Here is a 23,042-nt window from a genome sequence, read left to right on the forward strand (position 1 = left end):
GTCGAGCGTCACAGGAGCTCGGCTCCCTCGAAGTGCCCGAGCACCTCGCGGTAGAGCTCGATGCCCATGCCGTTGGGATCGCGGAAGTAGATGCTGTCGTCGGCGCCGCGGTCGGGTCCGAGGTAGTCGATGCCGGCCTCGTCGAACTTGGCCTTCGCCGCCTCGAACTGCTCGGACGTCACCGAGATGGCGAGGTGCTGCAGCGCACCGATCGTCTCCTTGTACGGCTCCTGGTCGAGGCCGGGGAAATCGAAGAAGCCGAGCAGGTTGCTGTTGCCGAGATCGAAGAAGAAGTGGCTGGAGCCGGCGTAGTCGCGGTTCTCGACGAGCTCGACGAGGGGGAAGCCGAGAAAGCCCTGGTAGAAGCGGATCGTCGCCTCGACGTCCTGGCACACGAACGCCGCGTGATGGATGCCGCGAGCCGTCGTCGGCGGACGGACGGACTTCTCCTGCAGGTACTTCTCGCGCAACTGCTCACGGCGTTCGCGGACGGCGGCGAGCTCGGCACCGGACGGTTCGGGCATGGCCCCGAGCGTAGTGCGCCTACCGTCGGGCGCGTGATCGAGACGCTGCCCGTTGACAGGATCGACGAGGCCCGTGCGCTGCGCATCGAGCTGCACCGGCACCACAGCGCGATCGAGGTGCCGCCCGGGTTCGTGCCGCGCGACGAGGACGCCGCCTACGCGGGCTGGCGCGCGAGGGCCGAACCGCTGCTGCGCGACGGCGTCGCCGAGCTGTTCGTGCACCGCGGGGCGGACGGGTGGGACGGCCTCGCCCTCGTCACGATGCTCGACCGGGAGGGACTGCTGCGCCCGGTGCTCGAACCGGTCGGCGAGCACGCGGAGCTCCTCACGCTCGTCGTCGCCGGCGGCGCCCGTGGGACGGGGCTCGGGGCCCGGCTGTACGCGGCCGCCGTCGGCTGGGCCCGCGACCGGGGCGCCGCGACGATGCACATCGACACCCGGACGGACAATCACGACGGGCTGCGGTTCTACACCCGGCAGGGTGCGCGCCCGGCCTTCAGCCAGCTGATGCAGCCGCTCTGACCGTCCGCCGTATGCTTCTCGGCGCGGCGGACGAGCCGACCGGGCGGCCGCGGCACGGGGAACCGTGTCGAGGAAAGTCCGGACTCCACAGGGCAGGGTGGTTGCCAACGGCAACCCGGGGTGACCCGCGGGACAGTGCCACAGAAAACAGACCGCCCGGGCGTTCGCGTCCGGGTAAGGGTGAAACGGCGGTGTAAGAGACCACCAGCGCGGCGGGTGACCGCAGCGGCTCGGTAAACCCCACCCGGAGCAAGGTCGAGAAGAACCAGCGTGCTGGTTCGCGCGGACGTTCGAGGGCTGCCCGCCCGAGTCCGCGGGTGGACCGCTAGAGCCTGTCGGCGACGGCAGGCCCAGATGGATGGCCGCCACCGGCGTTCGCGCCGGGACAGGATCCGGCTTACAGGTCGACTCGTCCGCCGCCCTGTACCCGGCCCTCGGCGTCGGCGCGTCTCTCAGCGTCCGCGTGCGGTGAGCAGGACGGCCGGCGAGGACCAGTAGTCGGCCAGGGGCCGCGCGACGACGTCGGAGAAGCCCGCGGCGCGCAGCTCGGCCACCCAGTCGGACGCCGGCTGCTCGAACGTGTAGCGGGGCGCGCCGGGCTCGAGCTGGCCGGTGAGCACCCCCATGAGGAAGCCCTGCGCGACGAGGTCGCGGTCGTCGTCGTACTCGCCGAGGCCGCGTTCGTAGCTGTCGGCGAGGAAGCGCAGCTGGTCCTCGGAGCCGGCCGGGTGCGGCGTGTGGTCGAACTCGGCGACCTGCAGCCGGCCGGTGCGTTCGGCCAGCGCGGGCAGCAGCGCCGCGCGCTCGTCGGGCGGCATGGTGTGCAGCGCGAACGTCGACTCGACGACGTCGAACCGGTCGTGGGTCTGCTCGAGGAACGATCGCAGCGTGCCCTCGAACGGCGTCACGGCGAGGGCGGGCAGCTCGCGGGCCACGCCGTCACGGGCTTCGTGCAGCAGCGCGGGGGACGGTTCGACCATCGTCACCGAGGTGACGGTGCCCGGCGCCAGCGCGAGCGCGGGGACCAGGGCGTGCCCGGTACCGCACCCGATGTCGAGCAGCGTGGTCGCGCCGCGGTAGCCCTCGGCCAGCGCGGCGCTCGTCGCACGGTAGAGCCCGACGTTGTCGCCGCCGTCGATGAACGCCTGGAACGCCGCGGGCGCGTCGTAGACGTCCGCGCGGTCACCACGCGTCAGGTACGTGCGCACCGCCAGGGACAGCAGCGGACGTCGCGGGTCGTCCGCGGCAGCCAGGGTGACGGCGCGATCGCGGTCGTCGTCGGCGAGGGCCCGCAGCACGTCGACGACGTCGCCGTCAGAAGGCATGCCGCATCCGCATCCGCAGCCGCATCCGCAGCCGCATCCGCATCCGCATCCGCAGCCGCATCCGCAGCCGCATCCGCAGCCACGGCGCGTGCTCGGGGATCAGGTCGGTGCGGGTGCGGACCCGCTGCCCGCGCTCACCGGCGAACGCGTCGGGCTCGGCCCACAGCCGCCGGACGTCGAGCAGGCGGGTGGGGGTGGATGTGGTCACGGCCCCGGTCTACCAGCGGGTTCCGACGAACGCACGGCGACCCGGTGCCGCGGGTACAAGCACCGGCATGGCCGAGAAAAAGGGCAAGGGCAGCGACACCGCGAAGAAGGCGAACGCCAAGGCGGCGAAGGAGGGCAAGAAGAACCCCCGCACGTCGTCCGCCGCGCAGTCCGAGCTGGGCAAGAAGGGCGCCAAGGCCAAGAAGAAGAGCTCGAAGAAGGGCTCGAAGAAGGGCTCGAAGAAGAGCTCGACGAAGTCCTGACGGTCACGGGCCCGGCCGTCCGGCGATCAGCAGACGCCGTCCGGTCCGTCGTCCGGGCACTCGATGCCGGCGCGCACCGTCTCGCCGATCTCGGCGAGCGTGCGCACCTGCACGGCGGTGAGCCGGTCGATCAGGAACTGCCGAACGGCGGCGACGTGTCCGGGCGCCGCGGCCTCGACCACCCGCCGTCCGGCAGGGGTCAGCCGGGCCACCGTCACCCGGCGGTCGCGCGGGTCGGTGGTGCGGCGCAGCCAGCGCTTCTGCTCGAGCCGTTTGGCGACGTTCGACAGCCGTGACGGAGATCCGTTGGACAGTCGTGCCAGCTCGCTCATGCGCACCGTCTCGTCGGGCGCCATGGACAGCGAGCTCAGCACGAAGTACTCGAACAGGCTGATGCCCGAGTCGCGCTGCAGCTGGGCGTCGAGGGGCCCGGGCAGCTGGAGCATCATCGACGCCGCGGCACGCCAGGCGTCCTGTTCCTGGCCGGTGAGCCACCGGGGCGCCTCGTCAGCCACGCGCGAACCCTAGCAACAGTGGTCTGTGTCACGTCCGGAACGTTTCAAGGTTGAACTAAGTTGGACCTCGAAGTTACTTCAACTGTGAAGTACGCGATCGAGGAGACGCCATGACCCTGTTCCGCCTGGACGCCAGCATCCGCATCGAGGGCTCCGCGAGCCGCGAGATCGCCGACATCGTCGAGGAGGAGTGGCGTCACGCGCATCCCCGCGACAGCGTCGTGAAGCGCCACGTCGGTGTCGAGGTGCTGCCGTCCGACGCGTGGGGCCTGGCTGCCACCGCCGGCTTCGTGCCGGAAGCCGAGTGGACGGACGCGCAGCGCGACGCGCGGGCGCTCGCGGCCACCCTGGTGGACGAACTGCTCGCCGCCGACGCGATCCTCCTGGCGGTGCCGCTGTACAACTTCGGTGTCTCGCAGCACGTCAAGACCTGGATCGACCTCATCATCACCGACCCCCGGGCGACCACCGGGGGTGCGCCGCTGCTCGAGGGCAAGAAGGTCGTCCTGGCGGCCGTCCGCGGCGGCGCCTACGGTGCGGGCACTCCCCGCGAGGGCTGGGACCACTCGACCGGCTACCTGCGGCGCATCCTCGCCGACCTCTGGGGTGCCGACCTCACCGTCGTCGAGCGCGAGTTCACCCTCGTCGGGGTCAACCCGGCCCTGGACGAGTTCAAGGACGCCGCCGCGGAACTGCACGCCGGCGCCAAGACGGCCGCCCGTGAGGCGGGCCGCGCCCTGGCGGCCGCCGAGCCGCTGCGCGCGGCCGGCTGAGGGCGTCCCAGGCGCGGCATTTCGCGTACGTGCCGGTAACCCGGATAGTCGGAGGTCCTACTACCTACGGTACCGAAGGTTACAGACAGTGCCTCTGCTCTCCAGCGCACGGCCGTCGTTCACCCGGCTGCTCGGTCTCGGGGCCGCGCGCCCCCGTCGCACGGTCGCGTCGAGTGACGTCGGAGCCGGTTTCGGCAAGGACGCGGGATGGGTCCGGGCCCGCACCGGCATCGAGGGGTACGGCCAGGTGGACGGCGCCGGTGAGCTCGTCGCGCTGGCCCACGAGGCCGGTCGGTCCGCCATCGCCGCCGCCCGTCTGGACGAGAGCGACGTCGACCTCGTCATCACCGCCAGTTGCAGCGCGGCCACCGGCCCGTGGGACGTCAACACCCTCGCGGCCGGGGTCGCGCCCGCGGCGCCGCGGATGCAGCTCAACAGCGCGTGCAGCGGGTTCAGCTACGCGGTGTCGACGGCCGACAACCTGATCCGCGCGGGCGCGGCGCAGCGGGTGCTCGTCGTCGGCGCCGAACACATGCGCTCGCTGGTCGACCCGGCCGACCTGGGCACGTCCGTGATCTTCGGTGACGGGGCGGGCGCGGCGGTCGTCGCGGCGTCCGACCGGCCGGGTATCGGTCCGGCCGTATGGGGAAGCGACGGCGCCGAGCGGGGCCTGATCGACTGCGGTGGCGTCGCCGGCGGACGCATGCGGATGGCCGGGCGGACGGTCTTCCGCTGGGCCGTCGAGAGCATGCCCGCGGTTGCCCGCGAGGCCTGCGCGCGTGCCGGCATCGGGCTCGACGAGCTCGACGTCTTCGTGCCGCACCAGGCGAACCTGCGCATCGTCGACGCGCTGACGCAGAAGCTCGGCCTCACCCGCGCCGTCGTCGCCGACGACATCGTGACCGTGGGCAACACGTCCGCCGCGTCGATCCCGCTGGCCCTGTGCCGGCTGCTCGCCGAGGGACGCGCGCGCAGCGGGCAGCTCGCCCTGCTGCTCGGCTTCGGCGCCGGCCTGGCGTGGTCCGGACAGGTCGTCGAGTTGCCGTAGTCACACGGCCCTTGCGGCGGCGTGAGACTGCCGCGAGGACGGCGTGAATACGCCCGTCCCAGGGCGACATCGGTCCTCGCGCGGACGAACACTGCGAGGCGTGAGTGACTTCTGGGCCGTCCTGGTGACGGTCGCCGCCTTCGTCCTGCTCGGCCTCGTCGCCAAGGGGGCCGAGCGGCTGTGAGCGTTGTGAATGCCGTGGGCCTGGTGCTCGCGGTGCTGTTCGCGATCTTCCTGGTGATCGCGCTGCTGTATCCGGAGAAGTTCTGATGCCGGAGTGGGGCGCGACCGCCGTCTACATCGGGTCGCTGGTCGTGGTGCTGGCGATCGTCCACAAGCCGCTCGGTGACTACATCGCCCGCACGCTGACCAGCACCCGGCATCTCGCCGTCGAGCGGGTCGCCTACCGCCTCTCCGGGGTCGACCCCGACGCCGAACAGGCGACGTCGCGCTACCTGCGCTCGGTGCTCGCCTTCAGCGGCGTCTCGGTGGTCTTCCTCTACGTGTTCCTGCGCGTACAGAACCACCTGCCCGGCCCGTTCGACGTGCCGCAGATGACGGCCGACCAGGCTTTCAACACCGCGGCCAGCTTCGTGACGAACACGAACTGGCAGTCGTACTCGGGGGAGAGCGCGCTCGGTTACGTCGTGCAGATGGCCGGCCTCGCGGTGCAGAACTTCGTGTCCGCCGCCGTCGGCATCTCCGTCGTCGCCGCGCTCGTCCGGGGCTTCTCGCGCAACCGCGCGAGGACGCTCGGCAACTTCTGGGTCGACCTGACGCGCATCAGCTTCCGGGTGCTGCTGCCGATCTCGGTCGTGTTCGCGATCGTGTTCGTCGGCGCCGGCATGGTGCAGAACTTCCACGACTACACGACGGTGACGACGCTGACCGGGGGTTCGCAGACCGTCACCGGTGGTCCGGTCGCGTCGCAGGAGGTCATCAAGGAACTCGGCACCAACGGCGGCGGCTTCTACAACGCCAACTCGGCCCACCCGTTCGAGGACCCGACGGCGTGGACGAGCTGGCTGCAGATCCTGCTGATCTTCTCCATCGCGTTCTCGCTCCCGCGGACGTTCGGCCACCTGATCGGTGACCACCGCCAGGGACGCGCGATCCTCGCCGTCATGGGCGTCATCGCCCTGACCAGCGTGGTGCTGACCGTCGTGCTGCAGGGCATGCATCACGGCACCGTGCCGACCGCGGTCGGTGCGGCGACGGAAGGGACGGAAAGCCGTTTCGGGGTGCAGCAGTCAGGCGTGTTCGCGGCCGCGACGACGCTCACCTCGACCGGCGCGGTCAACAGCTTCCACGACTCGTACACGAGCCTCGGCGGCGCGATGACGCTGCTCAACATGATGCTGGGCGAGATCGCGCCCGGCGGCGTCGGTTCCGGCCTCTACGGCATGCTCGTGCTCGCCGTCGTCACCGTGTTCATCGCGGGCCTCATGGTGGGACGGACTCCCGAGTACCTCGGCAAGAAGCTGGGCGGGCGCGAGATCAAGTTCGCCTCGCTCTACATCCTGACGACCCCGACCGTGGTGCTGGGCGGCACCGCGCTCGCCATGGCGCTGCCCGGGCAGCGTGCCGCGATGCTGAACGGCGGCGCGCACGGGCTGAGCGAGGTGCTCTACGCGTTCACGTCCGCCGGCAACAACAACGGCAGCGCCTTCGCCGGCCTGTCGGTGAACACCGTGTGGTGGAACTACGCCCTCGGCGTCGCGATGCTGCTCGGACGGTTCCTGCCCATCGTGTTCGTGCTCGGCCTCGCCGGCGCGCTCGCCCGGCAACGACCCGTGCCCGCCACCGACGGCACCCTGCCCACCCACCGCACGCTGTTCGTCGGCATGTTGCTGGGCGTCACGGTGATCGTCGTCGCGCTGACCTACTTCCCCTCCCTGGCCCTCGGGCCGCTCGCCGAAGGGCTTCACTGATGACCGCCACCGCGTCCGCCTTCAGCGCGGCGCAACTGATCGCGTCCACCCCGCAGGCCCTGCGCAAACTCGACCCGCGCACCCTCTACCGCAACCCGGTGATGTTCCTCGTCGAGGTCGGCGCCGTCTTCAGCACCGTCATCGCGGTCACCGATCCGTCCGTCTTCGCCTGGCTGATCGTCGTGTGGCTCTGGCTGACCACGCTGTTCGCCAACCTCGCGGAGGCGGTGGCGGAGGGCCGCGGCAAGGCGCAGGCGGACGCGCTGCGCAAGGCGAAGACCGACACCCTGGCGAACCGGCTGCGGCCGGACGGCTCGCTCGAGTCGGTCGGCGCGCCGCAGCTGGCCCGCGGTGACCGGGTGGTGTGCGAGGCGGGTGACGTCATCCCCGGCGACGGCGACGTCGTCGAGGGCATCGCCAGCGTCGACGAGTCGGCGATCACCGGCGAGAGCGCGCCCGTCATCCGCGAGAGCGGTGGTGACCGCAGCGCCGTGACGGGCGGCACCCGGGTGCTCAGCGACCGCATCGTCGTCGAGATCACCCAGGAGCCCGGAAAGAGCTTCATCGACCGCATGATCGGGCTGGTCGAGGGGGCCAGCCGGCAGAAGACGCCGAACGAGATCGCCCTCAACATCCTGCTCGCGTCCCTGACCATCGTGTTCCTTCTCGCAACCGTCACGCTGCAACCGCTGGCCATCTTCTCGAAGGCGCAGCAGCCGGGCCTCGGCGACAGTGCTGCCCTGGACGACAACGGGCTCACCGGCATCGTGCTCGTGTCGCTGCTGGTGTGCCTGATCCCGACGACCATCGGGGCCCTGCTGTCCGCCATCGGCATCGCCGGCATGGACCGGCTCGTGCAGCGCAACGTCCTGGCCATGAGCGGACGCGCGGTCGAGGCGGCCGGCGATGTCGACACCCTGCTGCTCGACAAGACCGGCACGATCACCCTCGGCAACCGGCAGGCGTCCGAATTCGTCCCCGTCGGCGGACGGACCGACGCCGATGTCGCCGAGGCGGCCCAGCTGTCGTCCCTGGCGGACGAGACGCCCGAGGGTCGCTCGGTGGTCGTGCTGGCCAAGGAGCGGTACGGGTTGCGCGAGCGTGCGGCCGGTGAGTTGGACAACGCGACCTTCGTCGCGTTCACGGCGCAGACGCGGATGAGCGGTGTCGACGTCGGCACCCGCGAGATCCGCAAGGGTGCGGCCGGGTCGGTGATGCAATGGGTGCGCGACCACGGCGGTGACGTGCCGACCGAGGCCGGTGACGTCGTCGACGGCATGTCGGCGTCCGGTGGCACCCCGCTCGTCGTCGCCGAACGCGTCGACGGCCGCGCGAGCGTCGTCGGGGTCATCCACCTCAAGGACGTCGTCAAGGCGGGCATGTCCGAGCGGTTCGCCGAACTGCGCCGCATGGGCATCCGCACCGTGATGATCACCGGTGACAACCCGTTGACCGCCAAGGCGATCGCGGACGAGGCCGGCGTGGACGACTTCCTCGCCGAGGCCAAGCCCGAGGACAAGATGGCGCTCATCAAACGCGAGCAGCGGGGCGGCAAGCTCGTCGCGATGACCGGCGACGGCACCAACGACGCACCGGCGCTGGCGCAGGCGGACGTCGGTGTCGCGATGAACTCGGGCACGTCGGCCGCCAAGGAGGCCGGCAACATGGTCGACCTCGACTCGGACCCGACGAAGCTCATCGAGATCGTCGAGATCGGCAAGCAGCTGCTCATCACGCGCGGCGCGCTCACCACGTTCTCGATCGCCAACGACCTCGCCAAGTACTTCGCGATCATCCCCGCGATGTTCGCCGCCGTGTACCCGGGCCTCGACAAGCTCAACATCATGCGGCTGCACTCGCCGCAGTCGGCGATCCTGTCGGCGGTCGTCTTCAACGCGCTCGTCATCGTGGCGCTCATCCCGCTCGCCCTGCGGGGTGTGCGGTACAAGCCGTCCGGAGCCGCGGCCATGCTGCGCCGCAATCTCTGGGTCTACGGCCTGGGCGGGCTGGTGCTGCCGTTCGTCGGCATCAAGCTCGTCGACCTCGTCATCCAGTTCGTCCCCGGGATCGGCTGATCATGCGCAGACTCGCGTCCACCCTCCGCCAGGCCGGCGCCGCACTGCGGCTGCTGCTCGTGTTCACCGTCGTGCTCGGCGTCGTCTATCCACTGGCGATCTGGGCCGTCGCCCAGCTGCCGGGGCTGTCGTCCCGTGCGGACGGCTCGATGCTCGAACGCGACGGCAGGCCGGTCGGCTCCGGGCTCATCGGGCAGAGCTTCACCGACGCCAAGGGCAACCCGCTGAAGCAGTACCTGCAGTCACGTCCGTCGGCGGGTGGCTACGACCCGCTCGCCACGGGGGCGTCCAACCTCGGTCCGGAGTCGATCGTCGACGCGCCCGACAAGCCCAGCCTGCTCACGCAGGTCTGCCAGCGCAGCGTCGCGGTCGGCACGCTCGAGAAGGTCTCCGGCGCGCGGCCGTACTGCGCCGACGGGGTCGGGGCGGTGCTCGCGGTCGTGTACACCGAACCCGGTTACCGCGGCGCGATCGAGCGGGTGGTCAGCGTGAACCAGCCCTGCCCGGCGACGCCGTTCGTCGGCAGCTACCGCGGCGTGACGGTGCAGTGCGCGAAGGCGGGGGAGGACGTCTCCGCCGCGAAGGTGGTGCCGGTGCGCGGTGACGCCCCGGCCCACCCCGCGGTGCCCGCCGACGCGGTGACCGCGAGCGGTTCCGGCATCGATCCCGAGATCTCGCTCGCCTATGCCCGGCTGCAGGAGCCACGGATCGCCGCCACCCGCGGCATCACCCGGGCGCAGGTTGCCGCGGTGATCGACTCGATCGCCACCGGCCGGGACCTCGGCTTCATCGGGACCTCGAAGGTCAACGTGCTGAAGGTGAACCTGGAGCTGGACCGCAAGTACCCGTACCGGGGCTGAACTCAGGCCGTCGATTGCCGGTCGTCACCCCGGGGTAGGGCCCGGGTGTGACGGCCGACGACGTGCAGGGCTCAGCGGGCCAGCGCCGCCATCCGGCCGGCCGCGCGCTGCAGCGTGGCGGCCACGACGTCGGGGCGTTCGGCGTAGAACTCCAGCTGCGTCGCGACCAGTTCGGCGTCGGGTACCGCGGCGCCGTCGATCACCCACTGCGGGCGAACCGTGTCGTGCGCCCAGCCGAGCGCCGTGGCCACGTCGGCGTCGATCGGGGCGCGGCGCTGCCCGAGGTACTCGCGCTCGGGGACGTCGACCGTGCCGTCGAGGCCGAGGTGGTCGAGCACGCGGCGGGCCACGCGGGCGAGGAACGCGTTCGTGGGGTGCGTCATCGTCCACAACGCGTCGGGCGCCCCGACGAGGTCCGAGACGGGCACGTCCAGCCCGGCCTCGCGCCGTCGCAGCTCGGCGGTCGACGCCTGCGCGACCGCGCGCACGGCGTCGCCTGCGATCGCCCATCCGTCGAGAGTGCGTTGGACATCCCAACCTCGTCGAGCGGCGAGAACGATGCGCAGGTCGTGGTAGTCGGTCAGCGGAGCGTTCACGCGCTCGCCGTCGCCTGCGTACCCGCGCGCCTGGGCGGGGAACGGCCCCACGTGGTAGGTCACCGGCCAGCGCACCGTCCGCGCGCCACGGGGGAGCAGGGCGCCGAGCGTGCCGGAGCCGCAGCCGGCGACGCGGTAGTCGTCACCGACCGGCTGCGTGATCAGCAGCGCGCTGCGGCGCACCTCGTCGTGCACCCGCGCGACGTCCGCCTCGTCGGCGAGGTAGACCGGAGGCACGGACACCACCCGCAGACCGTGCGCGGCGAGCGGGGCCGCCAGCAGGTCGCCCAGCGGAGCGGCCTGGCAGTTACCCCACACGACCACGCGGTCGTGACCGTCGTTCATCGATCCCCTTCCGAACAGGAGAGCCAGCCGTGCCCATGAGTTCGTCCGAAGGCAAGCAGTGGACCCACGAGCGGGTGTCGGCGCTCGCCGGCGGCCTCCGCGGGGACGAGCTGCTCACGGTTCTCGACATCGGCCCGGGCGTGGGCACGTACGCCAAGTTGTTCGCCGACCTGCCGGTGCACATGACCGGGCTCGAGGTGTGGGAGCCGTACGTGACGACGTACCGGCTGCACGACTACTACGACGAGATCCTCCTGGGTGACGTGCGCACCGCCGAGCTGCCTCCGGCCGACGTGGTCGTGCTGGGCGACGTGGTCGAGCACATGACCCGCGCCGAGGGCCTCGCCGTCTGGGACCGGTGCGCCGCCGTCGCCCGCCGCGCGGTGTACCTGTCGATCCCGATCGTCCACTACCCGCAGCACGAGATCGAGGGCAATCCGTACGAGGTGCACGTCGAGGAGGACTGGTCGCACGCCGAGGTGCTGGCCACGTTCGCCGGCGTGGGGGAGTGGTGGCAGGGCGACGTCGTGGGCGTGTACGAGCGACTGACCGGCTGAGCGTTCATCGTCGGCCCCGCAGCCACGAGGCGAGGTCGCCCACCGGGGCCGGTGCCGGGCCGGGACGGTCCTGACGGCCGAACAGCAGATCGGCGGTGGCGTCCGCCCCGGGCGCTGCCCCGCCCGCCGTCCAGCGCCCGGCGCGCGCCAGGGACCGGGACGAGCGGACGGACACGCCCGGGGTGTCGACGCGGCCGATGCGCTCGGCCTGCGTCGCCAGCTCGCCCAGTGTCCCGAGATCGGACGGGCCGTGCAGCCGGGCCCGGCACCAGGCCCGGCGCAGCACGTCGTCGGGCGGGTCGCCCAGCCGGACGGCCGGGTCGGCGAGCACGAGTTCGCGCCGGGGTCCCGTGACGTCCGCGAACCAGAAGGCGCAGTCGACGTCCAGCGCCGAGCGCACCGTGGCCAGGGCGTCGACGTCGCACATGGCGGGGGCCTGCACGACCACGGAGGGGTACGGCGCCCAGCGTCCCGGCCCGCGGGCGTCCGGGTCGGGCAGCAGCACGGCCAGGGCCGCGGTCTCGGCGTTCTTCGTGCGGGCACGCTCGGTCTCGTCACCGCGCCCGGCCCAGTCGGGCCCGTCGTGCCACGCCACGGCGGACGGCACGTGGGCCAGCACCGCGCCGCCGGTGCGCAACCGGTGGGCGAGTTCCCAGTCCTCGCCGCCGTAGCCGACGAAACGCTCGTCGAACCCGCCGACGGCGTGGAACAGCGCACGGGGGACGGCCAGCACGGCGCTGATCACGTACCGGTAGCTGCGGCGGTCGGCGCGCAGCAGGTCGGCCGAGTCGCGGTAGGCGTCGCGCAGCCACGCCGGTTCGTCGAGCTCGGTGCCGTCGGGCGCGCGGTGCCGCCGCCGGCCGACCGTCACCGCGTCGGGGCAGCGCCCGGGCAGGTCGGTGAGGGCGGCGAGGTACCCGGGTTCGGGCACGGTGTCGCCGTCGAGGAACGCGAGCACGTCGCCGGTCGCCGCGGCCGCGCCGAGGTTGCGTGCCCGTGCCGCGCGGAAGCCGAGGTCGTCCTGCCGCAGCACGCGCACGGGCAGCGAACCGGCGCACGAAATGTCCGGCGGCTGTGGCGATCCGTCGTCCACGACGACGACCTCGAGCGGTGGTCCCGACTGGCGGGTGAGCGCCGAGAGCACGCGGTCGAGCTGCGGCTGCGCGTCGAAGTAGGGGATCACGACGCTGACCGTCGCCGGAGCAGCGGGCTCACCCGCCGGCACGAGATCCCATCGGTTGTCGGGCACGAGCACGCCGTGGTCGGTGACGAGGGCGCGCGGCGGTGCGCAGGACGCGAGGTGCCGGCGGTACTCGGCCGCGACCTCGGAGAGCCCCGGGCCGCGGTGCACGCCGTCGGCCAGCTCGGTACGGGCGGGGTCGGCGAGCGCGGCGGCGATCGCCGTGGCCAGGCACGCGGGGTGGCCGGGCGCGGCGTCCGGGTCGTAGAGCGCGACCGCGTCCGGACGCTCGTCGAGAAGCTCGCGTGCGTAGGGCGAGTCGGGCACGAGCGGACGCCGGCCGTGCTGGATCCAGGTGTTGATCGAGGCGGACGCGGTGACCCGCCGGTTCGGTGCGACGGGCACCGCCGCCGCCGCGAGCACGCCCGCGAGCGCGTCATCGGGCACGTAGCCGGTGCAGCGCCAACGTCCGGTCACCGCGTACCGCTCGAGCAGGTCGTCGTGACCGTCGGCGGGCCGCCCGACGGCGAGCAACGTCTCGTCGACGCCGAGGGAGTCCAGCGCGGCGAGGACGTCCTCGTACCCGCGGTCGGGGTAGACGAAGCCGAGCACGGCCACACCGGAGCGTCCGGGGCGGCTCGATGTGGGTACGGCGGCGTGCACCGGCAGCGGGATGCGCCGCAGCGAGTGCGCGCCGTCGGCCGCGCCCGCCAGCAGCGCGAGTTCGAGCCCGCTGTTCACGACCACGCCGCGGGCGGCCGCGACGACCTCGTCGTAGACGCGCCGACGGCGCTTCTGCAGCGGACTGTCGTCGTGCGGCACGTCGTGCAGGGTGACCGACAACGACGAACCGGCCGCGGCGACGCGGTCGGCGAAGGCCAGGAAGGTCTCGAGTGCGGACTCGGCGTCGGGCCCGAACAGGCGATCGGTGAAGGGCACGTGCACGACGCCGTCGGTGGGCAGGTGCGCCACCTCGATCGCCCCGGACCCGGACCCGGCCCCGACCCCGGCGGCCCCGGCGGCCCCGGCGGCCCCGGCGGCCCCGGCGGCGGCCGTCGCCACCGCCTCGGGTTGCGGCGCGCGTACCCACTGCTGGCCGGCGGCCTGCGCGATCTCCAGTCCGTGACGGACCACGCCGTGCCCGTCGGGGCCGACGATCACGTGCAGGACGTCGGCCGCGGGGAATGACGGCGCGGCGGAACCGCGCGTGGTGCGGCTGGTGACAGGACGACGGGGCACAGAGGTCCGTTCGGGGAGACGGCACCGTCGGCTTGATGCGCGCTGTGACAACTGCTGGCCCCAGCCAAGCAGAGACGTCCGACGACGCGCACCGCGGCGGCCCGGACACCCCCTTCCGCGAATCTGTAATACACGCGGATCTGCGTGTAATACAGATTTCGAGAAGGGGGTGGTCGGGCCGCCGTCAGGCCGCCGTCAGCCCAGGCGTCAGGGTGTGGCCGGACGCTCGGACGCAGCGGACGGGGCCGACGGGAGTGCCGGAGAACCGGTGCCGTCGGATCCGGACTGGGGGCTGCTTCCGGTTGCGGGGCCGCCGTCGGGATCGGCTGCCGGGCCGCCTCCCGGTCCGCCCGCCCGTTGGCGCGGGGGGCCGCCAGCGGGGCCGCCAGCGGGGCCGCCAGCGGGGCCGCCAGCGGGGCCGCTGGCCGGGCCGCCGGCCGGGCCCGGCCCGCCGGCAGGTCCCGCGGGCACGTCCGACGGCCCGTTCCCGTCACGTCCGGATCCCGCGCCGGGGGTGTGGGCGTGCCTGCCGCGGGCCGGTGCCTGCGGCCGGTCCGAACCCGCTTCCTGCGATGGCGCCGCGGACGAACCCGACGACCCAGCCGTGGCTGGTGCGGACGCCGTGCCGGACGACGTCGACGTGCCCGTCCCGCGACCTGTGTCGTCCGCGCCGAGGATGCCGCCCACCGGGACGACCCCGGTCGCGGCGAGCGCGCTCACGACGAGCGCCGCGCCGAGCAGCCCGAGCCCCGTCAGCGCCGCCCCGCCGGGGCGGCGGCGGTGTCGCCGCCGCCCCGAATCGGGACCCGGGTCGGGTTCCAGCGGTTCGTCGAGCGGCACGGCCGGGAACTCCCGCGTTGCGTCCGCGCCGCGCCAGGCCCGCCAGCGGGCGAGCTGCTCGGTGGGGTCGTCGTCGCGGCGTCCGGGCACGCGGTCGTCAGGACCCACTCGACGCCCCGCCCGACGGCGCTCCCGACGGCGCACCGGACGGCGCTCCTGACGGCGCACCGGACGGCGCACCGGACGGCGCTCCGGACGGCGCTCCGGACGGCGCTCCGGACGTCATCGAGCCGCCCTTGCCGGGCGCACCACCGGGACCGCCCTGACCGCCCTGACCGCCCTGACCGCCGTGACCCCCGAGGCGCCCCGGGCCGCCCGGGCCGAGGGGTCCGCCCGGTCCGCCGTGCCCGCCCGGGCCGTGGCCGGCAGGCCCACCGGGGCCTCCCCGGCCGCCGGAACCGGCAGCCTTGGTGAGGATGTCGACCGACGACGCGTCCAGGGTGGTGCCGTCGGAGGCGACCGTGCCCTCGGTGTGCACGACGCTGCCCTGCTCCACCGCCCCGGCCGTGGACGAGGCGCCGTCCTTCGTGTACTTCGTGGCGCTCGACGTGGCCACGGTGCGGGTGAAGCCGTCCATGTCCGTGACGGTGAGCGTGCCGCTGCCGACGCTCTTCACGACGCCGTCGATGTGCGCGAGGCGCACGTCGATGTCGGTCGCCTTGTAGGTCGCGCTCGACCCGGACCCCGACTTCGTGCCGCCGACGCCCACGCGGTCGCCGACCGCCAGGGACGAGACGGTGGTCTTCGTCGGACCGCGGTGCACCGTGGTGGCGCTGGTGATCGCGTAGGTGCGGCTCGCGCCGAAGAGGTCGCGCACGGTGATCGAGTCGCTCGAGATCGCGGTCACGGTGCCGTCGATGCGCTCGCCGCCGGCCATCGGCGGGCGGACCGCCGGCCGGGCGCCCGACGGGGCGCCGTTCGCCGTGCCGGGAACGGCACTCGGTGCGCCGCCCGAGGCGAACGACGTCTGCGCGAGCGCGATGCCGCCCGCCGTGAGGCCGAGCGCGGCGACGGTCGCGACGGTGATCCGCTTGCCGCGGGACGCCGTCCGCGCCGCGGCGGCAGGGACCGCCGCTGGGGCAGCAGGGTCCGTCGGCGGGACGGGAGTGTGGTCGGACATGGGATTCCCCTTTCGTGGGTTGTTCTTTCCAACTGATGAGGCACGGCCGGGTGGCCGGAGCCGGGTTCAGGAGCAGCTCTGCGCTGGGACCGCGGTCGTACGTCCGGCCGCTGTCTGCAGTGCGCCGCGCAGTTCGTCGACGGAGATGGCGTAGCCGTAGCGCCCCGAGCTGCCGGTGAGCGCGTTCACCACACCGACCACGCGACCGGACGTGTCGAGCAGCGGGCTGCCGCTGTTGCCGTGGGCGATCGGGGCCCGGAGCAGGTACGCCTCGTGCAGGGCGATGCCGTCGGCGAGCCCGGGGTTGGGCACGGGCGAGCGCTGCACGACGGTCGCGCCGACGGCGGTGCGCGGTCCGCCCTCCGGGTAGCCGACGACCACGAGGCCGTCGCCGTTGGCGGCATCGGTCCTGGCGAGCGGCAGCGGCGCGGCGGAGAGCGACGGCACGCGCAGCACGGCCAGGTCGGCGCGCCGGTTCAGGTACACGACGGTGGCGGGACGGTCGGCCACGCGAGCACCGCCACCGCCGGCGACGTGCGCGTTCGTCACGACGATCGCGGCGTCGCCGTCCGTGCCCGCCACGAAGCCGGTTCCGGTGACGCCACCGGTGCACCCGCTCGCGGTGACCCGCAGGACGGACATGCGGACGCGGCGCTCGACAGCGTCGATGACGGTCGCGGACGGAGCGGCGTCACCGACGGACGGCACGAGGGCCGCCAGGTCCGACGGCGCGACCTCCTGCAGCATCCCGCCGACCCCGTGCCAGACCTCGCCGGCCACGGGGACGTCGTCCGGCGAGTCGGGTGCGACCGATCCGGCACGGACGGCCGCTGCCAGCGCGGGTGGTCCGGCCGCCACCGCGACGCTCGCCAGCAGACCGCACACCAGGGCGCCGACCGCACCGCCGACGACGGCGCCGGCGAGGCGGTCCGGCAGCAGCGGGCGGTGCCGCGCGAGCGGGGCGGCGAGGCGCCGGCCGAGGGACAGGCCGAGCAGCACCCCGCCCAGGGCGCACGCGACGCCGAGCAGCACGTGCGCGACCGGCGGGAGCGCCGCGCTGAGCAGCCCGGCGACGACCAGGCCCATCGCCAGGCCCGCGACACCTCCGCCGAGGCGGACGAGCGAGGCCAGGCCACCGCGCCGGTAGCCGCGCACGGCGGCGAGTACGACCACGGCGATCACGGCGACGTCCACGAGGACGGCGGCGAACGGGGAGGTGGTGGGGTTGACCGGCACGGAACAGACGGTTGTCCCCGTCTCTGAAGCCAGCCTGAATCGGCGGGCCGTCCGGCGGTTCTTCAGGATCGCTTCAGACCGAGGCACGAGACTCGGTGCGGTGAGTTCCGCAGCCGAGACCGCGCGCCCCGACGGCTCCCGCGCATCCAGCCCCCGAGCCTCCGGCGCGCGCGTGATCGTCGTCGAGGACGAGCACGCGATCCGTGACTCGCTCGCGGCCGCGTTCCGCTCCGAGGGGTACGACGTGCTCGCGATGGCCGACGGCGCCGACTTCGAACGGCAGGTCGACGCGTTCCGTCCCGACCTCGTGGTTCTCGACGTGATGCTGCCCGACCGGGACGGCTTCGTGCTGGCCGAGGCGCTGCGTGCCCGCACCGACGCGGCCGTGGTGTTCCTCACCGCCCGCGACGACCTGGACGACCGTTTGCGCGGCTTCGCGCTGGGCGCGGACGACTACGTGCCCAAGCCGTTCGCGATCAGCGAGGTACTGGCCCGCTCGGCCGCGGCGCTGCGCCGGCTCGGGCGCGTCCCGAGCACGCTGCAGGTCGGTGACCTCGTCATCGACCAGGGCGCGGCCGTCGCCAGCCGTGCGGGCACGCCGCTCGACCTGACCGCGACGGAGTTCCGGCTGCTCGGCTACCTCGCCACCAACCGCGGTCGCACCCTGTCGAAGACGCAGATCCTCACCCAGGTGTGGGGGTACGAGGACTACGACCCCAACCTCGTCGAGGTGCACGTCAGCGCCCTGCGGCGCAAGACCGAGTCCGCCGGACCGCGCCTGATCCACACGGTGCGCGGCCTGGGTTACGTGCTGCGCCCGTGAGGCGCTCATGGCGCGTGCCGCGGCCGCGCTCGCTGCGCGGCCGGGTGGTGCTCGGGGTGCTCGCGCTGCTGGCGGTGCTGCTGACGGCGTTGTTCGTCGTGGTCGACGCGGTGCTGTCGTCACGGCTGCACTCCGACCTCCGCACGCGGCTCACCGATCGGGTCGCCCTCGCCGACCAGCTCGACGGCGCGCTCTCGCCGCAGCAGCTGGTCGACCGGTTGCGGGGCGACGGCGTGGTCGCCCTGCTCTGCGAACCGGAATCGACCAGCCGGCCCAGCTCGTCGTCGTCGCAGCGCCTGCAATGCGTGCAGTCGGAGGCCGCGCCGCAGGCGCCCGGCCCCGGCGCCAACCGCCCGAGCGCGGGTTCCGGCCGCGGGCCGGGACGGGGCTTCCCCGGAGGGAGGCCGTCGGGCGCTCCGGCGCCCCCGGCGCGGACGGGCGGCGCGGACGTGCAGACGTCGGGCTCGCTGCTCTACCTGCGCACCACGCTGCCGTCGACGAGGCAGGTGCTGACGCTGTCGGTCGACAGCAGCCAGGTCGGCGACACGTTGCGGCGACTCGTGCTGCTCGAAGTGATCGGCGGCCTGGTCGCGCTCGCGCTGGCCTGGGTACTGCTGCGCCGCATCGTGCGGGTGGCGCTGCGCCCGCTGGACGACATGACCGCGGTCGCGCGCACCATCGCGGCCGGCGACCGCGGACGTCGCCTGGGCACCGGCCGTCCCGACACCGAGCTGGGCCGCACCGCCACCGCCTTCGACGCGATGCTCGACGAACTCGAGTCGGCGCTGGCCGGCGCCGCGGCGGCCGAGGCGCGGCTGCGCGGGTTCCTCGGCGACGTGTCGCACGAGCTGCGCTCGCCGCTGACCGGTATCGCCACCACCACCGAGACGCTGCTGCGCGACGAGCCCGACCGCGCCGACCGCGAGCACGCGTACGTGACGCTGGTACGCGAGACCCGCCGGCTCGACCGGCTCGTCGACGACCTGCTCACCATGGCTCGGCTCGACACCGGAACCGCGTTGACGTCCGAGCGGGTCGACCTCGTCGAGATCGCATCCCACGAGCTCGAGCGTCTCCGCGCGCTCGCGCCCGACCTTGCCGTCACCCTCGCGGCACCCGGCAGCGCGCCGGTGCACGGTGACCCCACCCGGCTCGGACAAGTGCTCGGCAACGTGCTCGCCAACGCCCGGACCGCCGCCGGTCCGACCGGACGCATCGGCGTCACCCTGACGTCGGCGGACGGGCACTGGCGCGTCGACGTCACCGACTCCGGTCCGGGCGTCGACCCGGCGGACGCCGAACGGATCTTCGAGCGGCTCGTGCGGCTCGACCGATCGCGCAGCCGCGACCGGGGTGGGTTCGGGCTCGGCCTGCCGATCGCCCGCGCGCTGGCCCGCGCCCACGGGGGCGACCTGGTGTGCCTGCCGCAACCCGCCGGGCAGGGTGCCTGCTTCCGGCTGACCGTTCCGGCCGCGACGTCAGCGCCCGCGGGTCAGCGGGAGCACTCGAACGTCGACTCGGCACCGGTCACGTCGAAGCGTCCCCACACCGTCTTGTGACCGTCGCCGGCCGACTCGACACCCCACGCCGACGTGACCGCCTCGACGATCGCGAGGCCGCGTCCGCTGGGTTGCGAGTCGGGGGGTGAACTGACCACCGGCACGCCGGGTGCGTCGTCGGTCGCCGCGACCGTGATCTCGCTGCGGTGCGCGGTCAGCGACACCGACAGGTCGTGACCGTCGGCCCGCACGCAATTGGTGACCAACTCGGACACCGTCAGCCCGACGTCGTCGGCCACCAGCCCGTCGAGGTCGGGAAACAGCTGCTCGAGCTGATCACGCACCCAGCGGCGCGCCTCGCCGACCGCCTCGGGTTCGCACACGAAGGAGGCGTCGATGGTGCGGCACATCGTCCTCCCCCTTCGCCGTCGTCGCCCCGATCGCCAAGGGAGTACCCACGCGATCACGGCTCGTCACCGTCACCGCCGATCGGTGCCCGAAAGCACGACCGGCGCACCCGGACGGAGGCCGGGACGGGCAGAGTGGCGCACGTGCACGTCCTCGCCGCGCCGGACAAGTTCAAGGGCACCGCCACCGCGGTCGAGGTCGCCCGGGCGATGGCCGGCGGCGCGCGGGAGGCCGGTGCGACCGCGTCGACGGTGCCCATGTCGGACGGCGGCGACGGCCTGCTCGAGGTGCTCGGTGGCGCGAACCGGGAGAGCGTCGTGACCGGCCCGGCGGGCACGCCCGTGCGCGCCGCCTGGCGCCTCGCCGACGGAGTGGCCGTCGTCGAGAGCGCCTGTGCCAGCGGACTGGTGCTCGCCGGCGGACGTGACGCGAACGACCCCATGACGGCGACCTCCGCCGGTACCGGGGAACTGCTCACCGCCGCGGTCGAGGCGGGCGCCCGTCGCGTGCTCCTCGGGCTCGGTGGCAGCGCGTGTACCGACGGCGGGCTGCCCGCCATGGACGCCGTCCCCGCGCACGTCCGTGACGCGATCGCGAACGGCAGCGTCGAGCTCGTCGTGTGCTGCGACGTCACCACGCGCTACACGGATGCCGCCGTCGAGTTCGCGCCGCAGAAGGGTGCGGACGCCGACCAGGTGCGCGCGCTCAGCGAGCGACTCGTCATGGCACGGAGACGGGTACGCGATCGCTTCGGGTTCGACGTGCAGTCGGTTGCCGGTTCGGGGGCGGCCGGTGGCCTCGGCGGTGCGTTGGCCGCACTCGGCGGACGGCTGCGCCCGGGATTCGACGTCGTCGCCGCACAGCAGGATCTGCGCGCGCACGTGGTCGCGTCCGACCTCGTCGTCACGGGTGAGGGGCGGGTCGATCGCACGTCGTTCGCGGGCAAGGTCGTCGGTGGCGTGACCGCCTTGGCGCGTGAGTGCGGAGTCGAAGTCGAGGTGGTCGCGGGTGACATCGCCGGTGACATCGTGGATGACCGTGCAGGTGACGTCATCGCGGGCGTGACCATGCACTCGTTGGTGCGACGGCACGGTGTGCGGCGGGCGCACGACGACGTGCTCGCGTGCGTCACCGAGCTCGTGCGCGAGCTGGTCGTCGCACGCATCACGTGAAGCGAGCGCGCCGGCGGGGTGTGGGATGCGCGACGTTCTTGCGCAGAAATCCTCGAATTGGTTTCCGACGCCCGTAGCGGGTTCGCGCGCTACTGCGCGAACCGAAAGCCCTACGGCGTAGGCGATCTAGCGCGAAGTTGCGCGAAACGACGCCGCCGAGGTGCGCGCCGCCCGCCCGTCGCCCCTGAAAAAGGTCGGCGTGCCGTGTTGACGAAGCCCTATGTTCTTCGTCAACTTTGTTGCAACGACGAGTGTTTCGTCGACAGCCGCCCGAGGAGGCACACCGCATGACCGCACCTGCTGCGAAGAAGGCACCGGCCAGAAAGGCGGCCGCGAAGAAGGCGACGGCTCGCAAGACCGCCGCCAAGAAGTCGCCCGCGAAGAAGGCGGCGAGCACGACGAGCGCCGCGAAGAAGACCGTGGCCAAGAAGGTCACTGCCGCGAAGAAGACCGTGGCGAAGAAGGCGAGCGCTGCCAAGAAGACCGTGGCCAGGAAGGCCGGCGCCGCGAAGAAGACCGTCGCCAAGAAGGCTCCTGCCAAGAAGGCGGCGGCGAAGAAGACGACGGCTCGCAAGACGGCCGCGAAGAAGGCTCCCGCCAAGAAGGCGGCGGCGAAGAAGACGACGGCTCGCAAGACGGCCGCGAAGAAGGCTCCCGCCAAGAAGGCGGCGGCGAAGAAGACGACGGCTCGCAAGACGGCCGCGAAGAAGGCTCCCGCCAGGAAGGCGGCGGCGAAGAAGACGACGGCTCGCAAGACGGCCGCGAAGAAGGCTCCCGCCAAGAAGGCGGCGGCGAAGAAGACGACCGCTCGCAAGACCGCGGCGAAGAAGACCACCGCCCGCAAGACCGCGCGCAAGGCGCCGGCGAAGAAGGCGACCAGCTAGACGGCACCCGTGAACGACGAGGGCCCGGTGACCTGATGGTCACCGGGCCCTCGTCGTCGGGACCTCAGCTGTACTCGTGCTCGGCGGAGGGGTACGTGCCGCCGCGCACCTCGTCGGCGTAGCGCGTCGCGGCGTCACGCAGCGCGTCGCCGATGGCGGCGTACTCCTTGACGAACTTGGCCGGCTTGCCGCCGCCGCGCAGCCCGGCCATGTCCTGCCAGACGAGCACCTGCGCGTCGCACGACGGTCCCGCGCCGATGCCGATCGTCGGGATGTGCAGCGCCGAGGTCACCTCTGCAGCGACGTCGGACGGCACGACCTCCATGACGACCGCGAAGGCGCCGGCCTGCTGGAGCGCTTTCGCGTCCTGCAGCAGGCGGTGCCGGGCCTCGTCCCCGCGACCCTGCACCCGGTAACCCCCGAGCGCGTTGACCGACTGCGGGGTGAGACCGATGTGGGCCATGACGGGAATGCCCGCGGCGGTGAGCAGCTCGACCTGGGGCGCGACCCGCGCTCCACCCTCGAGCTTGACCGCCTGGGCGCCGCCCTCCTTCATGAAGCGCGACGCGGTCTCGAGCGCCTGCTGCGGGGAGGCCTGGTAGGTACCGAACGGCAGGTCGGCGACGACGAGCGCGCGCTGCGCGCCGCGCACGACGCCCCGGACGAGCGGGACCAGTTCGTCGACCGTCACGGGCACGGTCGTGTCGTAGCCGTAGACGACGTTCGCGGCCGAGTCGCCGACGAGCAGCACGGGGATGCCCGCCTCGTCGAAGACGCGGGCGGTGGAGTAGTCGTACGCGGTGAGCATGGCCCACCGCTCGCCGCGGTCCTTCGCCAACTGCAGGTCGCGGATCGTCACGCGGCGGCTGGTGACACCGCCGTACAGGGACTGTTGAGCCATCGGTGCGCCTCACTTCTTCCTCGAGGCCGGCTCGGCCGGTCCCCGGGCGTGTCATGCGGACGACACAATGCTGCAACGTACGGGCCGGTAAGTCAGCCCGAAGCGCGTGAGAGCCCCGTCACCGACCGGCGAACCGTGTCGCGACCGGGACGAACCGGACGTGCTCGATACCTGCCGGTAACCCGGCCGTCGCGCGCTC

Annotated in this window: 23 protein-coding genes and 1 other RNA gene; 14 read left to right on the forward strand and 10 right to left on the reverse strand. The window is 73.0% G+C overall.

Translation table 11 applies throughout. From position 1 onward, the window contains the following. Positions 1-8: 8 nt before the first annotated feature. On the reverse strand, positions 9-524 hold the full coding sequence (locus tag ACYVP9_RS03260; RefSeq protein ID WP_460603254.1) for a VOC family protein: 516 nt from the start codon (positions 522-524) through the stop codon (positions 9-11). A 33-nt stretch (positions 525-557) separates the two neighbouring features. Here ACYVP9_RS03260 and ACYVP9_RS03265 point away from each other — a divergent pair, with 33 nt between their 5' ends. After that, positions 558-1,046 carry a GNAT family N-acetyltransferase gene (locus tag ACYVP9_RS03265; RefSeq protein ID WP_460603255.1) on the forward strand — a complete coding sequence of 163 codons (489 nt, stop codon included), beginning with the start codon at positions 558-560 and terminating at the stop codon, positions 1,044-1,046. A 31-nt stretch (positions 1,047-1,077) separates the two neighbouring features. Beyond that, positions 1,078-1,462, forward strand: an RNA gene (gene rnpB / locus ACYVP9_RS03270) — RNase P RNA component class A. A 36-nt stretch (positions 1,463-1,498) separates the two neighbouring features. On the opposite strand, the gene ACYVP9_RS03275 is transcribed toward rnpB, so the two are convergent. Then, complete coding sequence (locus tag ACYVP9_RS03275; protein WP_460603256.1) at positions 1,499-2,371, reverse strand: class I SAM-dependent methyltransferase; 873 nt, start codon at positions 2,369-2,371, stop codon at positions 1,499-1,501. After that, positions 2,361-2,579: a hypothetical protein gene (locus tag ACYVP9_RS03280; protein ID WP_460603257.1), complete on the reverse strand. Its 219-nt coding sequence runs from the start codon at positions 2,577-2,579 to the stop codon at positions 2,361-2,363. The genes ACYVP9_RS03275 and ACYVP9_RS03280 overlap by 11 nt, the downstream gene beginning before the upstream one ends. A 67-nt stretch (positions 2,580-2,646) precedes the next feature. Between ACYVP9_RS03280 and ACYVP9_RS03285 the strand changes: the two genes are divergently transcribed. Continuing rightward, on the forward strand, positions 2,647-2,841 hold the full coding sequence (locus tag ACYVP9_RS03285) for a hypothetical protein (RefSeq protein WP_460603258.1): 195 nt from the start codon (positions 2,647-2,649) through the stop codon (positions 2,839-2,841). Between the two features lie 26 nt (positions 2,842-2,867). On the opposite strand, the gene ACYVP9_RS03290 is transcribed toward ACYVP9_RS03285, so the two are convergent. Then, positions 2,868-3,356: a MarR family winged helix-turn-helix transcriptional regulator gene (locus ACYVP9_RS03290; protein ID WP_460603259.1), complete on the reverse strand. Its 489-nt coding sequence runs from the start codon at positions 3,354-3,356 to the stop codon at positions 2,868-2,870. Between the two features lie 110 nt (positions 3,357-3,466). Between ACYVP9_RS03290 and ACYVP9_RS03295 the strand changes: the two genes are divergently transcribed. The 6 genes from ACYVP9_RS03295 to ACYVP9_RS03320 all read left to right on the forward strand — a co-directional run bounded on the left by ACYVP9_RS03295 (position 3,467) and on the right by ACYVP9_RS03320 (position 10,043). Continuing rightward, a complete protein-coding gene (locus ACYVP9_RS03295; RefSeq protein WP_460603260.1) occupies positions 3,467-4,129 on the forward strand; it encodes an FMN-dependent NADH-azoreductase in 663 nt (220 codons plus the stop codon). A gap of 88 nt (positions 4,130-4,217) precedes the next feature. Further along, positions 4,218-5,177, forward strand: a complete 960-nt coding sequence (locus ACYVP9_RS03300; RefSeq protein WP_460603261.1) for a ketoacyl-ACP synthase III — start codon at positions 4,218-4,220, stop codon at positions 5,175-5,177. 180 nt (positions 5,178-5,357) lie between these two features. Further along, on the forward strand, positions 5,358-5,447 hold the full coding sequence (gene kdpF, locus ACYVP9_RS03305; protein WP_460603262.1) for a K(+)-transporting ATPase subunit F: 90 nt from the start codon (positions 5,358-5,360) through the stop codon (positions 5,445-5,447). Next, on the forward strand, positions 5,447-7,108 hold the full coding sequence (gene kdpA / locus ACYVP9_RS03310; RefSeq protein ID WP_460603263.1) for a potassium-transporting ATPase subunit KdpA: 1,662 nt from the start codon (positions 5,447-5,449) through the stop codon (positions 7,106-7,108). The genes kdpF and kdpA overlap by 1 nt, the downstream gene beginning before the upstream one ends. Further along, the gene (kdpB, locus tag ACYVP9_RS03315; RefSeq protein WP_460603264.1) at positions 7,108-9,183 is read left to right on the forward strand and encodes a potassium-transporting ATPase subunit KdpB; all 2,076 of its coding nucleotides are present in this window, start codon (positions 7,108-7,110) and stop codon (positions 9,181-9,183) included. The genes kdpA and kdpB overlap by 1 nt, the downstream gene beginning before the upstream one ends. Before the next feature lie 2 nt (positions 9,184-9,185). Continuing rightward, a complete protein-coding gene (locus ACYVP9_RS03320; protein ID WP_460603265.1) occupies positions 9,186-10,043 on the forward strand; it encodes a potassium-transporting ATPase subunit C in 858 nt (285 codons plus the stop codon). A gap of 71 nt (positions 10,044-10,114) precedes the next feature. Here the strand turns inward: ACYVP9_RS03320 and ACYVP9_RS03325 are convergent, their stop codons facing one another. Further along, on the reverse strand, positions 10,115-10,984 hold the full coding sequence (locus ACYVP9_RS03325) for a WcbI family polysaccharide biosynthesis putative acetyltransferase (RefSeq protein WP_460603266.1): 870 nt from the start codon (positions 10,982-10,984) through the stop codon (positions 10,115-10,117). Between the two features lie 35 nt (positions 10,985-11,019). On the opposite strand from ACYVP9_RS03325, the gene ACYVP9_RS03330 reads away from it, so the two are divergent. Further along, positions 11,020-11,541 (forward strand): class I SAM-dependent methyltransferase, encoded by a 522-nt coding sequence (locus ACYVP9_RS03330; RefSeq protein WP_460603267.1) that lies wholly within the window; start codon positions 11,020-11,022, stop codon positions 11,539-11,541. A gap of 4 nt (positions 11,542-11,545) precedes the next feature. On the opposite strand, the gene ACYVP9_RS03335 is transcribed toward ACYVP9_RS03330, so the two are convergent. The 3 genes from ACYVP9_RS03335 to ACYVP9_RS03345 all read right to left on the reverse strand — a co-directional run bounded on the left by ACYVP9_RS03335 (position 11,546) and on the right by ACYVP9_RS03345 (position 17,156). Next, positions 11,546-13,960: a glycosyltransferase gene (locus tag ACYVP9_RS03335; protein ID WP_460603268.1), complete on the reverse strand. Its 2,415-nt coding sequence runs from the start codon at positions 13,958-13,960 to the stop codon at positions 11,546-11,548. A 937-nt stretch (positions 13,961-14,897) separates the two neighbouring features. Continuing rightward, positions 14,898-15,920: a DUF5666 domain-containing protein gene (locus ACYVP9_RS03340; RefSeq protein WP_460603269.1), complete on the reverse strand. Its 1,023-nt coding sequence runs from the start codon at positions 15,918-15,920 to the stop codon at positions 14,898-14,900. Between the two features lie 66 nt (positions 15,921-15,986). After that, on the reverse strand, positions 15,987-17,156 hold the full coding sequence (locus ACYVP9_RS03345) for a S1 family peptidase (RefSeq protein WP_460603270.1): 1,170 nt from the start codon (positions 17,154-17,156) through the stop codon (positions 15,987-15,989). A 100-nt stretch (positions 17,157-17,256) separates the two neighbouring features. On the opposite strand from ACYVP9_RS03345, the gene ACYVP9_RS03350 reads away from it, so the two are divergent. Both ACYVP9_RS03350 and ACYVP9_RS03355 read left to right on the forward strand, forming a co-directional pair. Further along, entirely contained in the window at positions 17,257-17,979 is a 723-nt protein-coding gene (locus ACYVP9_RS03350; RefSeq protein WP_460603271.1) for a response regulator transcription factor, read from the forward strand. Beyond that, positions 17,976-19,538, forward strand: a complete 1,563-nt coding sequence (locus ACYVP9_RS03355) for a sensor histidine kinase (RefSeq protein ID WP_460603272.1) — start codon at positions 17,976-17,978, stop codon at positions 19,536-19,538. The genes ACYVP9_RS03350 and ACYVP9_RS03355 overlap by 4 nt, the downstream gene beginning before the upstream one ends. On the opposite strand, the gene ACYVP9_RS03360 is transcribed toward ACYVP9_RS03355, so the two are convergent. Further along, positions 19,472-19,888 (reverse strand): ATP-binding protein, encoded by a 417-nt coding sequence (locus ACYVP9_RS03360; RefSeq protein ID WP_460603273.1) that lies wholly within the window; start codon positions 19,886-19,888, stop codon positions 19,472-19,474. The two genes, ACYVP9_RS03355 and ACYVP9_RS03360, sit on opposite strands and share 67 nt — an antisense overlap. 141 nt (positions 19,889-20,029) lie before the next feature. Between ACYVP9_RS03360 and ACYVP9_RS03365 the strand changes: the two genes are divergently transcribed. Then, the gene (locus ACYVP9_RS03365; RefSeq protein ID WP_460603274.1) at positions 20,030-21,058 is read left to right on the forward strand and encodes a glycerate kinase; all 1,029 of its coding nucleotides are present in this window, start codon (positions 20,030-20,032) and stop codon (positions 21,056-21,058) included. 287 nt (positions 21,059-21,345) lie between these two features. Continuing rightward, entirely contained in the window at positions 21,346-21,942 is a 597-nt protein-coding gene (locus ACYVP9_RS03370) for a histone H1-like repetitive region-containing protein (RefSeq protein WP_460603275.1), read from the forward strand. A 64-nt stretch (positions 21,943-22,006) separates the two neighbouring features. On the opposite strand, the gene panB is transcribed toward ACYVP9_RS03370, so the two are convergent. Continuing rightward, positions 22,007-22,843, reverse strand: coding sequence for a 3-methyl-2-oxobutanoate hydroxymethyltransferase (panB, locus tag ACYVP9_RS03375; protein WP_460603276.1), 837 nt, complete (start codon positions 22,841-22,843; stop codon positions 22,007-22,009). Positions 22,844-23,042: the final 199 nt, after the last annotated feature.

The organism is Jatrophihabitans fulvus, from assembly GCF_054781375.1.